General features: G+C 57.0%; 9 protein-coding genes. 5 read left to right on the top strand and 4 right to left on the bottom strand.

Features of this window, described 5'->3' with window-relative positions; all coding sequences use genetic code 11:
* From yidC to rpmH, 4 genes are read right to left on the bottom strand one after another with little or no spacing between them, the layout of a single operon-like run.
* Positions 1–1,659, bottom strand: a complete 1,659-nt coding sequence (yidC, locus tag L0962_RS01935) for a membrane protein insertase YidC (RefSeq protein WP_234083256.1) — start codon at positions 1,657–1,659, stop codon at positions 1–3.
* 30 nt (positions 1,660–1,689) lie between these two features.
* Positions 1,690–1,899, bottom strand: coding sequence for a membrane protein insertion efficiency factor YidD (gene yidD, locus L0962_RS01930; RefSeq protein WP_234083253.1), 210 nt, complete (start codon positions 1,897–1,899; stop codon positions 1,690–1,692).
* Positions 1,896–2,270, bottom strand: a complete 375-nt coding sequence (rnpA, locus tag L0962_RS01925; protein ID WP_234083249.1) for a ribonuclease P protein component — start codon at positions 2,268–2,270, stop codon at positions 1,896–1,898. The genes yidD and rnpA overlap by 4 nt, the downstream gene beginning before the upstream one ends.
* A gap of 20 nt (positions 2,271–2,290) precedes the next feature.
* Positions 2,291–2,425: a 50S ribosomal protein L34 gene (gene rpmH / locus L0962_RS01920; protein WP_027457001.1), complete on the bottom strand. Its 135-nt coding sequence runs from the start codon at positions 2,423–2,425 to the stop codon at positions 2,291–2,293.
* A 235-nt stretch (positions 2,426–2,660) separates the two neighbouring features.
* On the opposite strand from rpmH, the gene dnaA reads away from it, so the two are divergent.
* The 5 genes from dnaA to L0962_RS01895 all read left to right on the top strand — a co-directional run bounded on the left by dnaA (position 2,661) and on the right by L0962_RS01895 (position 13,039).
* Complete coding sequence (gene dnaA, locus L0962_RS01915; protein ID WP_234083246.1) at positions 2,661–4,058, top strand: chromosomal replication initiator protein DnaA; 1,398 nt, start codon at positions 2,661–2,663, stop codon at positions 4,056–4,058.
* 209 nt (positions 4,059–4,267) lie between these two features.
* Positions 4,268–5,374 carry a DNA polymerase III subunit beta gene (gene dnaN, locus L0962_RS01910; RefSeq protein WP_234083243.1) on the top strand — a complete coding sequence of 369 codons (1,107 nt, stop codon included), beginning with the start codon at positions 4,268–4,270 and terminating at the stop codon, positions 5,372–5,374.
* A gap of 70 nt (positions 5,375–5,444) precedes the next feature.
* On the top strand, positions 5,445–7,922 hold the full coding sequence (gyrB, locus tag L0962_RS01905) for a DNA topoisomerase (ATP-hydrolyzing) subunit B (RefSeq protein WP_234083239.1): 2,478 nt from the start codon (positions 5,445–5,447) through the stop codon (positions 7,920–7,922).
* Between the two features lie 401 nt (positions 7,923–8,323).
* Positions 8,324–10,447: a DNA methyltransferase gene (locus L0962_RS01900; RefSeq protein ID WP_234083236.1), complete on the top strand. Its 2,124-nt coding sequence runs from the start codon at positions 8,324–8,326 to the stop codon at positions 10,445–10,447.
* 3 nt (positions 10,448–10,450) lie between these two features.
* Complete coding sequence (locus L0962_RS01895) at positions 10,451–13,039, top strand: DEAD/DEAH box helicase (protein WP_234083223.1); 2,589 nt, start codon at positions 10,451–10,453, stop codon at positions 13,037–13,039.
* Position 13,040 lies beyond the last annotated feature (1 nt).

The following is a 13,040-nucleotide window of genomic DNA, read 5'->3' as shown; positions in this document are numbered from 1 at the left end:
TCAGGCTTTGGCATCGTTGGCAGCCTTGCCGCCGCTTTCCATCATCCGCGTGATCTGCCATTGCTGGGCGATCGACAGGATGTTGTTGACCACCCAGTAGAGCACTAGGCCGGCCGGGAACCAGAAGAACATCACGCCGAACACCAGTGGCATGATCATCATCACCTTGGCCTGGATCGGATCCGGCGGCGTCGGGTTGAGCTTCATCTGGATGAACATCGAAGCCATCATGATCACCGGCAGGATGTACCAGGGATCGGGCGAAGCCAGATCGGTGATCCAGCCGACCCACGGCGCGTCGCGCATTTCGACGGCGCCGAGCAGCACCCAGTAGAGCGCGATGAAGACCGGAATCTGGATCAGGATCGGCAGGCAGCCGCCGAGCGGGTTGATCTTCTCGCTCTGGTACAGCTTCATCATTTCCTGGTTCAGACGCGGCTTGTCGTCGGCGTAGCGTTCCTTGAGCTGCATCAGGCGCGGCGTGACCAGGCGCATCTTGGCCATCGACTTGTACGACGCGGCCGACAGCGGGAAGAACGCCAGCTTGATCAGCACGGTCAGCACGACAATGGCCCAGCCCCAGTTGCCGACCAGGCCGTGGATTGCCTGCAGCGCCCAGAAGATCGGCGCAGCGATGACGGTCAGCCAGCCGTAATCGACGACCAGCTCGAGACCCGGCGCGACCTGCTTCAGCGCAGCCTGTTCCTGCGGACCGGCAAACAGTTCGACGGTACTTTCCACCTTGGCGCCCGGTGCGATTTCACCGACCGGCACGATCACGCCGGCCTGGAACAGCTTGCTGCCGTCCAGCTTGCGCATGTAGAACTCGCGCTGCTGACCGGCCTGCGGCACCCAGGCGGCGACGAAATAATGCTGAACCATGGCCAGCCAGCCGTTATCGGCCGTCTTGGCGAACTTGGCCTTGTTGTCGGCGATGTCGGAGAAAGCCACCTTCTGGTACTTGTCGGCTTCGGTGTAGACGGCCATACCGGTAAAGGTATGCATCATCGCGGTATCGCCGACCGGCGCCACGTCGTCGCGCTGGATCTGGTAGTAAGCGTGCGGCGCCAGCGGCTTGTCGCTGCCGTTGGCAACATCCCAGATCACATTCACGACATAGCTGCCGCGCTTGAACACCAGCGTCTTGCCGACCTTGATCCCGGTAGGACCTTCGCTTTCGAAGCGGACACGGAGTTCGTCCTGGCCATCGGCCAGCGCATCCGGACCCGGCACGCGCTTGAACACGGTACGGTGATTCGGCAGACCGTCACCGATCAGACCGCTCTGGGCAACATACTGGTGCTTGTTGCCGAACAACACGAAATGCTTGTCCTTGTCGTCGTGCTCGCGATAACCGAGCAGTTCGAGTTCGACCAGATCGCCGCCTTGCGAGGAAACGATGGCCTTGACGCGATCGGTGCTGATCGTGAAGGTTTCGGCGGTAGCAACCGCAGCCGGTGCGCTGGCGGTGACGGCCGAACCGCCAGCCTGCAGGCTGACCGACGGCGTCGGCGTCGCACTACCGGCGGCAGCGCCGGTTTCGACGCTGGCCGCGGCAACCGGCGCCGGCTTGGGATTTTTGTGCTGCTGCCAGTTTTCCCACAGCATGAAGCTGGAGAAGGCGAAGATCATGACGAGAATCAGGCGACGGGTATCCATGGGCGGCCTAAATTGGGTTGCAATATAAAATCAGGGTACCGGATCATACCCGCCCGGCTGCCAGGGATGGCAACGGGCGATACGTTTGGCACCGAGCCAGGCGCCTTTCAGCGCGCCGTGCTTGCCGATCGCTTCGAGCGTGTATTCGGAACAGGTGGGGAAATAGCGGCAACGACGGCCGAACAGCGGACTGATCGCATATTGATAAAAGCGGATCAGCGCGATCAGGGGCCATTTCATCCGTTTTCCTCCTCTTTCCTGCTACGTCGGACCAGACGGTCGAGCAGATCGTTCAGATCCCTGGCCAGCGCCGGTCCGGTCAACGGCGCCTGCTTGGCATGCAAGCGGACGACCAGATCGAAAGCCGGCAATGCCGCGCGGCGAAGCCGGAACTGTTCGCGGACGATGCGCTTGACGCGATTGCGGTCGACCGCATGCTTGAACTGCTTCTTGCCGACCACCAGTCCGATCCGGGCACCGCGTGCGGCATCCTGGCTCGGCTGGTAATGCAGCATCAGCCACTGACCGCGAATGGCCCGCCGAAAACCAAAAACGGATGAAAATTCATCCGTTTTTGTCAGGCGATGGCATCTGGCGAAGCTTGAAACCACCTCGCCGGGCGTCCGGCTAATTAAACGGCCAGACGCTTGCGACCCTTGGCGCGACGAGCAGCGAGAACTGCGCGACCGCCCTTGGTGCGCGAACGGACCAGGAAGCCATGGGTGCGCTTGCGGCGCACGACCGACGGTTGATACGTGCGTTTCATGTCGTAATTCCTTGATGTACTGAGAAAAACGCGTGATTACACCTTGTTTCACCCGGTACTGTCAACCTGAATTATTTACTGACGCTGTGGATAACTTTGTTGATAAGGGATAGAATCGCCCCTTGCCCGGCCGTCTTTCCACAAGATTCCAGGCCAAAATAATCTCATATAATCATGGTGTTATATTTCACCGGCCCCGATCCTCAACGGGGCACCGGGAGGAGTTGTCGTTTCAATGGCCGGTTTTTGGGAATCCTGTCTGCAGCGCTTTGAACAGGAATTGCCTGCGCAACAATTCAATACCTGGATCAGGCCCCTGCGCCTGGAAGGGGAAAGCACGGCGCTCGACGACGGCTTGCGCCTGATCGCGCCGAACAGCTTCATCCTGAAATGGGTCCGCGACCGTTATCTGTCGCGCATCGAAGACTATTCGAAGAACTTTTTCTCGGCACCGGTGAGCATTTCGCTGGTCATCGGCAGTAGCAAGCCGAGCATGATGCCGGCTGCGGTCAACAGCCCGATTGGTGAAAAAACCGCGGCGACGGCACCGGAAAAGCCCGCCGCCAGACCGGCCAGTCAGGAAAAGCCGCGCGGTCGCGGCAACAGCCCCTACGAAAAATCGCGGCTGTTTCCCAATTTCACCTTCGACAATCTGGTCGTCGGCAAGGCCAACGACCTGGCCCGCGCCGCCGCACTGCAGGTCGGCAGCAATCCGGGCGGTGCCTACAATCCGCTGTTCATCTACGGCGGTGCCGGCCTCGGCAAGACTCACCTGATCCACGCCATCGGCAATCACATCATTGCCGACAACCCGGACAAGATCGTTCGTTACGTACACGCCGAGGATTACTACTCCGACGTCGTCCGCGCCTATCAGCAGAAATCCTTCGATGCCTTCAAGCGGGCCTACCGCACACTCGATGTGCTGTTGCTCGACGACGTCCAGTTCTTCAACGGCAAGAACCGCTCGCAGGAAGAGTTCTTTTTCCTGTTCAACGCGCTGATCGAAGCGCGCAAGCAGATCATCATCACCTGCGACACCTATCCGAAGGACATCAACGGTCTCGACGACCGCCTGGTGACGCGTTTCGACTGGGGGCTGACCGTCCAGATCGAGCCGCCCGAACTGGAAATGCGCGTCGCCATCCTGAAGAAGAAAGCCGAAGCCGAAGGCCTGCAGCTCGACGACGAAGTTGCCTTCTTCATTGCCAAGCACCTGCGCTCCAACGTTCGTGAGCTCGAAGGTGCGCTGAAGAAGGTGCTGGCCTATTCGTCCTTCCACGGCCGGGTCATCGCCCTCGATCTGGCCAAGGAAGCGCTGAAGGATGTCATCGGTTCGGTACGCAACGTCGGTATCGACAACATCCAGAAGACCGTTGCCGACTACTACAAGATCAAGGTCGCCGACCTGTTCTCCAAAAAACGTACGCGCAACATCGCCCGGCCGCGCCAAGTTGCCATGTGGCTGTGCCGCGAAGTGACCTCGCACAGTTTTCCGGAAATCGGCGATGCTTTCGGCGGCCGCGATCACACCACCGTGATTCATGCAGTGAAGACGATCGACGCATTACGCGCCAAGGACAACGAGCTCAATCACGATCTACACGTCCTGTTGCAGGTGCTGAAAGGATGAAATTGTCGACAAGTCTGTGGACAAGCTGTCGGTGGATTGTGGATGGTCCGGCAAAACCCGCTTTGTGGGAAAATTGTCCAGATTTCATCCACAGCCAATTCAGAGGCTTTCGCAGAACCTGTTTTTGATTTCAAGTTGATGAAACGAAAAAGAATTTTTTAGTTATCCACAGAACTGTTCCCGATATTGTCTACAAAGGAATTTAATTTATGGTTCTTATTAAAAGCCAAAGAGACACGCTTCTGGCACCGCTGCAGTCCGTGTCGGGTATCGTTGAACGTCGCCACACCCTGCCCATCCTGTCCAATGTATTGCTGGAAAAGAAGGGCGATCGGCTGACCCTGCTGGCCACCGATATCGAAATTCAGATCACCACCAGCACCGATGTCGGCAACGGCGAAGGCGACGGTGCGGTAACGGTCGGTGCCCGCAAGCTTCAGGAAATCCTCCGTTCGCTGCCGGACAGCACCGAGATCACGCTCAACCTGGAAGACAAGCGTCTGCAGGTCAAGGGTGGCAAGAGCCGTTTCAGCCTGCAAACGCTGCCAGCCGACGATTTCCCGCGGATGACGCTGGCCGATGGCGAAACCAAGACCTTCCAGATCACGCAGAAGGACTTCCGCCAGCTGATCGCCAAGACCCAGTATTCGATGGCGGCACAGGACGTTCGTTACTACCTGAATGGCCTGTTGTTGATGGTCGATGGCAAGGAATTGCGTGCCGTGGCCACCGACGGTCACCGTCTGGCCTATGCCAGCGTCGGCATCGAAACTGAACTGCCGCGCCAGGAAATGATCCTGCCGCGCAAGACGGTGCTCGAACTGAACCGTCTGCTGGTCGATACCGACGATGTGCTGAACGTCACGCTGGCGCCCAACCAGGTGCGTTTCGCCTTTGGTTCCATCGTGCTGGTCTCCAAGCTGATCGATGGCAAGTTCCCGGACTACGAACGCGTGATTCCGGCCACGCTGAAGAATCACATGACCGTGGCGCGGCAGACGCTGATGCAGGCCATGCAGCGCGCCGCCATCCTGACCAACGAGAAATTCCGCGGTGTACGCGTCGTGCTCGGTGAGAACAGCCTGAAGCTGATCGCGGCCAACGCCGAACAGGAAGAAGCCCAGGAAGAGATCGAGGTGAATTACACTGGCGATGCCATCGATGTCGGCTTCAACGTCGGTTACCTGCTCGATGTGCTGAACAACGTGCATGCCGACGAAATCCAGTGGAGCTTCAACGACGCCAACTCCAGCGCGCTGGTTACGCTGCCCGGCAACGACCGCTTCAAGTACGTCGTGATGCCGATGCGCATCTGATCCGGGCGTCGTTGACGTCACCCAGGCCAGCCGCCCGGCTGGCCTCATCGTTTCAAGTGGAAGCAGAACAATGAGTGAAGAGAACGTCCCGCAAGGCGCCGCACCGGCTTACGGTGAATCCAGCATCCAGATCCTCGAAGGCCTGGAGGCCGTGCGCAAGCGGCCCGGCATGTACATCGGCGATACGTCCGACGGCACTGGCCTGCATCACCTGGTTTTCGAAGTCGTCGACAACTCGATCGACGAAGCGCTGGCCGGGCATTGCGACGACATCATCGTCACCATCCACACCGACAACTCGATTTCGGTCATCGACAACGGCCGCGGCATCCCGACCGGCGTCAAAATGGACGACAAGCACGAACCCAAGCGCTCGGCCGCCGAAATCGCGCTGACCGAGCTGCACGCCGGCGGCAAGTTCAACCAGAACTCGTACAAGGTTTCCGGCGGTTTGCACGGCGTCGGCGTTTCCTGCGTCAATGCGCTGTCGAAGTTCCTGCGCCTGACCATCCGCCGCGACGGCAAGAAGCATTTCATGGAATTTTGCCGTGGTGTGCCGGTCGACCGCGTGATCGAGACGCGCGACGGCTTTGAAATCTCGCCGCTGAAGGTTCTTGGCGATACCGAAAAGCGCGGCACCGAAGTGCACTTCCTGGCTGACGAGGAAATCTTCGGCCACGTCGAATTTCACTACGAAATCCTGGCCAAGCGCCTGCGCGAGCTGTCTTTCCTGAACAACGGCGTCAGCATCAAGCTGGTCGACCAACGTTCCGGCAAGGAAGAGCTGTTCGCTTTCGCCGGCGGCGTGCAGAGCTTCGTCGAGTACGTCAATCGCACCAAGACCGTGCTGCACCCGAAAATTTTCTACTCGACCGGCGAAGCCAAGGTCGGTGGCGACGGCGTGACGATTGGCGTCGAAGTGGCGATGCAGTGGAACGATTCCTACCAGGAACAGGTGCTCTGCTTTACCAACAACATCCCGCAGTCCGACGGCGGCACCCACCTGACCGGCCTGCGCGCCGCGATGACCCGCGTCATCAACAAATATATCGACGAAAACGAGATTGCCAAGAAGGCCAAGGTCGAGATTGCCGGTGACGACATGCGCGAAGGCCTGGCCTGCGTGTTGTCGGTGAAGATGCCCGATCCCAAGTTCGCCTCGCAGACCAAGATGAAACTGGTCTCCAGCGAAGCACGGCCGGCCGTCGAAGAAGTCGTCGCCCAGAAGCTCGCCGACTTCCTGCTCGAGAATCCGATCGACGCCAAGACCATCTGCGGCAAGATCGTCGAAGCCTCCCGCGCCCGCGAAGCGGCCCGCAAGGCCCGCGAAATGACGCGGCGCAAGGGCGTGCTGGACGGCGTCGGCCTGCCCGGCAAACTGGCCGACTGCCAGGAAAAGGACCCGGCGCTGTGCGAAATCTACATCGTCGAGGGTGACTCCGCCGGCGGTTCCGCCAAGCAGGGCCGCGACCGCAAGTTCCAGGCGATCCTGCCGCTACGCGGCAAGGTCTTGAACGTCGAGAAGGCGCGCTTCGACAAGCTGATCTCGTCCGAACAGATCGTCACGCTGATCACCGCGCTCGGCACCGGCATCGGCAAGGACGACTTCAACGTCGAAAAGCTGCGCTACCACCGCATCATCATCATGACCGACGCGGACGTCGACGGCGCCCACATCCGCACGCTGCTGCTGACGCTGCTTTATCGCCAGATGCCCGAGCTGGTCGAGCGCGGCTACGTCTATATCGCCCAGCCGCCGCTGTACAAGGTCAAGCACGGCAAGACCGAGCGTTATCTGAAGGATGACCAAGAATACAACCAGTTCCTGCTCAACTCGGCGCTGTCCGAATCCGTGCTGACGCCCCGCGCCGATGCCGAACCGATCACCGGCCCGGCGCTGGAAGCCCTGGCCCGCAACTGGCTGGCCACCGAGGCCGTCATCGAACGCCTGGCGCACCTGATCAATCCGGACGTGCTGCACGCCATCGTTCGCCACAATCTTGCGGTCGACCTGTCCAGCGAGGAAAAAACCCGCGCCAGCGCCGAACTGATCGGCGCCCACGTTCCGGCCGGCACCCAACTGGTACCGAAGTTCGATGACATCCAGGAACGCTGGATCCTGCGTGTCGAACGCATGCACCACGGCAACCTCAAGGTCGGTCTGATCGACGAGGATCTGCTGCTATCCGGCGATTTCCTGCAACTCAAGCGCACTGCCGAAACCCTGGCCGACCTGTTCGGTGCCGGCGCCTACATTGCCCGAGGCGAGAAGAAGCAGCTGATCACCAACTTCGGCGAAGCCATGAAGTGGCTGCTCAACGAAGTCGAACGCGGCATCAGCAAACAGCGCTACAAAGGCCTCGGCGAAATGAACCCCGAGCAGCTGTGGGAAACCACCATGGACCCGACTGTCCGCCGCCTGCTGCGCGTGCAGATCGACGACGCGATTGCCGCCGACGAGATCTTCACCACGCTGATGGGGGAAAACGTGGAACCGCGGCGTGAATTCATTGAAAACAATGCTTTGAATGCGCGGATCGATATTTGAAGAAATTTGTTGGGTGACACAGAAAGTGAAAGCTGTGCCAAGTTAGTGAAAAACTGCTGACATAGATAGTGAAAAGGCTCCGAAAGGAGCCTTTTCATTTTTTGCACCACAAGTGTCGAACATTGCTGCTTTTGGTCTCTCGCTGTGAATTGGGCAGCAATTTCACGCCCAATGACAAATGCAATATTCCTTGCTTTAAGGATCAACATTCCGGAACGATGTGGGAAAATTGGCAAGTTCTGGCAGTACCAGCGCTCAAGTTCGGCGTGACATGGTGCATTCGACGCGACGAACTGGATCACTGGATTGCCGCAAGTATCGAAAATAAAACAAAGCAAGGGGAGCTCTGATGCTGCATCTCCCCACCCTTAATCATTTCATGCAATAAACAGGGAACCGCCGTGTCTCGACTTACTGACCTGCTGGCTCGAACGAAAGCCAAGGACGCACAACTAGGTTCCGACCTGGAACGGGAGTTTAAAGCCCTGTCTTCACGACTGCCTTTCGGCCTTAACTTTGAGCGCCACAGCCCGGAAGCGGTTGAACTGCCGCTACGCCCCATTCGTAAGGGCGACAAGGTTCGCGTGCTACCCGAACGTGGCGTGACCAAGAAGGGCGATCAGCGCCTATGGCAAGTCAAAGCCATTCACAAGGCTAAAAACCTAGCCGATCTGGAACTGCTGGACTCAGCGGAAGTAGAAACGCAATCCGTCGCACTTGATGATCTGGTTGTTGTGGCTGAGTTCCGAGACACTATTTATCCAGGACTAGTCAGTACAGGTAAGGTGGAACAAGGAGGCGACAAGCCATTTCACACGATCATCAATGGCGAGAATTACCACGTGCTGAAGGCGCTGACCTATACGCACCGAGGCAAGGTAGATGCCATCTACATCGACCCGCCTTACAACACGGGTGCAAAGGACTGGAAGTACAACAACGACTACGTTGAGGCCGACGACTTGTATCGGCACAGCAAATGGCTAGCCATGATGGAGCGCCGACTGCTAGTAGCCAAAGAACTACTCAAGCCGTTTGATTCCATCCTTATTTGCTCTATAGACGAAGACGAAGTCCATAGACTGGCGCTCTTATTAGAGCAAATTTTTTCTGGCAGCCGCATTCAAATGATTACTACGGTAATTAACCCAAAAGGTGCCTCGCTTGGCGGAGATTTCTCGAGGGTCGAAGAACATTTATTTGTAATTTATTTCGGTGCACGCGTAGTTGCCGAAGTACGTGACATGCTGGATGAAAGTAAGAATGCAGCAGCAAGCCAGAACGTCAAGTGGTCGAGTTTAATTCGTGGAGGTGCTCAAGGTGTGAGAACAGATAGCCCTGGCGCCTTCTACCCTGTATTCATTGACTGTGAGAGTTCGCGAATTCACTCCTTCGGAGAAGCTTTGCCGTGGGATGAGTCCAAAGAGTCTGTAGTTCCCCCCAAAGGCACAGTCGCGGTTTGGCCTCCGAATCACCCTAGTGGGGTCGAAGGGCGCTGGGGAATCGGGCCAGACAAAGCGAGGGAGCTTCTTTCAAAAGGGGCATTACGACTTGGGAAAATCAACCCAGATATTCGAAAATTTCCTATGTCATACCTGTCGTCTGGGATTATGGGTAAGGTTGAATCTGGCGAAATAGAAACCATCGGCAAAAAACCGGATGGCACCTTGGTTGTTCGCTACCCAGAGAACACAAAGGTTACGCAGCCGAAAACTGTTTGGAAAATGCCTTCTCACAATGCGGGCGAGTACGGCAGCAAACTGTTGGCAGAAATGCTGCCGAAGAGGAAATTCCCATTCCCCAAAGCGTTGTATGCGGTTGAGGACGCACTTAAGTTTTTTCTGTCGAAGAAACCTGAAGCCGTCATTTTGGATTTCTTTGCTGGTTCAGGAACAACGGCACATGCTGTGATGCGTCTGAACCATCAAGATGATGGTAGTCGTCAGTGTATTTCCGTTACAAATAACGAAGTGGCGGCTGAAGAGCAAAAGGTATTACGCGAACGTGGGCTACGTCCTGGTGACGTCGAGTGGGAGAAGTACGGTATCTGCGACTACATTACCAAGCCTAGAGTGGCCGCCGCGATTACAGGAAAAACACCAAATGGTGACCCCATTAACGGGGAATACAAGTTCATTGATGAATTTCCTATAGCCGACGGGTTCGAGGAGAACGCCGAGTTCTTCACGCTGACCTACGAGGCCAGGAGCGCAGTCAATCACAATCTGGCCTATGCTCGAATTGCGCCTTTGTTGTGGCTGCGGGCGGGGGCCCAAGGTCGGCGTATCGACAAACTGCCTGCCGAGGGCTGGGAAGTGGCTGACAACTACGGCTTACTGACCGAAGTAGATCAGGCCACGCCCTTTATTCAAGCCATGAGCAAAGCAGGACTGCGCGTTGCCTACATCGTGACTGACGACGACCGCCGCTTCCAGGCCATTACCAAGCGATTGCCTGATGGTGTGGAGCCCGTGCGTCTGTATGAGTCCTATCTGACCAATTTCAGCTTCACCAATGGGGAGTAAGGCATGAAGTTCACCCTCAAGGACTATCAACGCGACGCAGTGCGCGATGCCTTGTCCAATCTAAGAAAAGCCCGTCGTCTCTGGCAGGGCGAATCCGACAAAACCGCGTTTTCCCTCACCGCCGTTACGGGTGCGGGTAAAACCGTTATGGCGGCTGCCGCATTTGAAGCCTTGTTCCATGGCGATGATGAATTTGACTTTGATGCCGATCCTGGCGCCGTGGTGATCTGGTTCAGCGACGACCCATCTTTGAACGAACAGACCCGTTTTCGCCTGATGGAGGCCAGCGACCGTATCAATCACACCGATATGGTTGTGGTGGAAAACACCTTCAATCGTCCCAGATTCGAGGCCGGAAAAATCTATTTCCTCAACACGCAGAAGCTGGGCAAGAACAGTCTACTGGTGCGAGGCTTCGACCAAGAGGAACTGGAAACAAAAGCAGGCAGCCTACTACCGGACACCCGCCCCGATCTGCGGGCCTACACCATTTGGGACACAATCAAGAACACCATCGAAGACCCGGAGTTGACGCTTTATCTAGTGCTAGACGAAGCGCATCGTGGCATGGGCAATGCAATACCTAATGAAAAAGGGACCATCGTTCAGCGTCTTATCAATGGATCTGGCGGTGTGCCTGGCATCCCCGCAGTTTGGGGAATCTCGGCAACAGTCGAACGTTTCAACAAAGCCATTGAGTTCGCTGGTAAGCATATCAAACTACCCAACGTCGTGGTGGATGCGGCCAAGGTTCAGGAATCGGGCCTCATCAAGGACACGATCTTGCTGGATATTCCAGATGAAGTCGGTGATTTCGATACCGTACTGGTACGGCGTGCGACTGACAAATTAAAGGAATCAAGCACCGCTTGGGCGGAGTACGCCAAGCAGCAAGAAGAGGCGCACGTTGTTGTTCCGCTGATGGTGTTGCAGGTTCCCAATACACCCGACCCGTACGAGATAGGTCGCGCGCTGGATACCATCTTCGAGCGTTATCCCGAGTTGCCCTCCACCAGTGTGGCCCATGTGTTTGGCGAACATACGACACAGCGCTTCGGCAACCGCGACGTGCCTTACATCGAACCCCAACGTGTGCAGGAGTCGACTTGGGTTCGGATTCTAATTGCAAAGGATGCAATTAGCACCGGCTGGGATTGCCCTCGTGCTGAAGTGATGGTGTCCTTCAGAGCTGCCAGCGATCGCACACACATTACCCAGTTGTTGGGGCGCATGGTGCGTTCACCGCTGGCACGCCGTATCCCCGGCAATGATCGATTGAATGCCGTGGATTGCCTATTGCCGAAGTTCAGTCGCAAGACGGTGGAGGAAGTTGTTGATGCTTTGATGACGGGCGACGACTCGGCACCGCCTTCGGGGCGCATTCTCATCGACTATGTTGAGGTGAAACCCAACCCAGAAGCATCGGCAGCAGTTTGGGATGCCTTCGAATCTCTGCCATCACAGACCCGCCCACAGCGTGGTGCGAAGCCGGCCAAACGATTGACTGCGCTGGCGCATGAATTGGCGTCCGACGACATCGTGACCCGCGCAGGCAGGCTGGCTCATGCGGAGATGCACAAAGCGTTAGATGCGTTCCAGGAAAGCCAGAAAGAGAAGATTGAGGCAAAGCGAAAATCGGTGATGACCGTGGATGGCAAAACGGTGATCGCCGACATGAAGGGTAAGGCAAAGAGCTTTGATGAATTCTGGGAAGATGCCGATGTGGCGGTGATTGACGATGCCTTTAGGCGTGCAGCACGCATTTTCAGCCCGGACATTGCTCGCACCTACGTCGAACATCTGGCGAAGAAAGTTGCCAGCGTTGACGACGATCCGGAGGAATTCCTGGAGGCCATCGTGGAGGCCCGTGTCACCGTAGCCGGCCTCGGCCTGGTTACAGAGGTACAGGCTTACTTTGACGCAGAGGCTGACAAGCTGGCCAAGGCGTGGCTGACGACTTATGCCCCACAGATCAAGGTGCTCAGTGACGACCGGAAAGAATCCTATCGGCAAATCATCGAGATGAGCACCGAGCCGCAGAGAGTCGATTTGGCCAAACCCGAATCCCGCTACGAGGCAACCAAAGCACGCGAGAACGACAAGGACATTATCTTCCCGACTTGGAAAAGCCATCTGCTTTGTGACAAGGACGGGAAATATCCGGCTGAGTTTAAGAGTAGCTGGGAGCTCGCAGTTATTGATGCCGAGATGAAGCGCACCGGCTTCCGGTTCTGGTATCGCAACCCGCAACAGCCAGGGCAGTCATCTCTAGGCATCGCCTACGTGGATGATGAGCAATACAAAATCGTTCGCCCCGACTTTATCTTCTTTGCTGAGCAGGACGGCAAGGTAGTGGTGGATTTGGTCGATCCTCATGGCTTGTACTTGGCTGATGCCCTTCCCAAGCTGAAGGGACTGGCAATCTATGCTGAATCCTACGGCAACGCCTACCGGCGTATCGAGTCTATTGCAGAAGCGTGCGGCAAGTTGCGCGTGCTGGATTTGAAACGCTCTGATGTACGCCAAGCTATCAAGGAAGCGACAGGTGCGAAGATGCTTTATGAGGGCACTTGGGCCAGCGACTATGACTGAA

The sequence above is a fragment of the Azonexus sp. R2A61 genome, from assembly GCF_021401135.1.
In the GTDB taxonomy this organism is placed as follows: Bacteria; Pseudomonadota; Gammaproteobacteria; order Burkholderiales; family Rhodocyclaceae; genus Azonexus.
This window is presented reverse-complemented; position numbering and strand designations above follow the sequence as displayed.

Coding starts and splice junctions, on each gene's coding strand:
- yidC (WP_234083256.1), bottom strand. CDS start 1,659: ATGGATACCCGTCGCCTGATTCTCGTCATGATCTTCGCCTTCTCCAGC.
- yidD (WP_234083253.1), bottom strand. CDS start 1,899: ATGAAATGGCCCCTGATCGCGCTGATCCGCTTTTATCAATATGCGATC.
- rpmH (WP_027457001.1), bottom strand. CDS start 2,425: ATGAAACGCACGTATCAACCGTCGGTCGTGCGCCGCAAGCGCACCCAT.
- dnaA (WP_234083246.1), top strand. CDS start 2,661: ATGGCCGGTTTTTGGGAATCCTGTCTGCAGCGCTTTGAACAGGAATTG.
- dnaN (WP_234083243.1), top strand. CDS start 4,268: ATGGTTCTTATTAAAAGCCAAAGAGACACGCTTCTGGCACCGCTGCAG.
- gyrB (WP_234083239.1), top strand. CDS start 5,445: ATGAGTGAAGAGAACGTCCCGCAAGGCGCCGCACCGGCTTACGGTGAA.
- L0962_RS01895 (WP_234083223.1), top strand. CDS start 10,451: ATGAAGTTCACCCTCAAGGACTATCAACGCGACGCAGTGCGCGATGCC.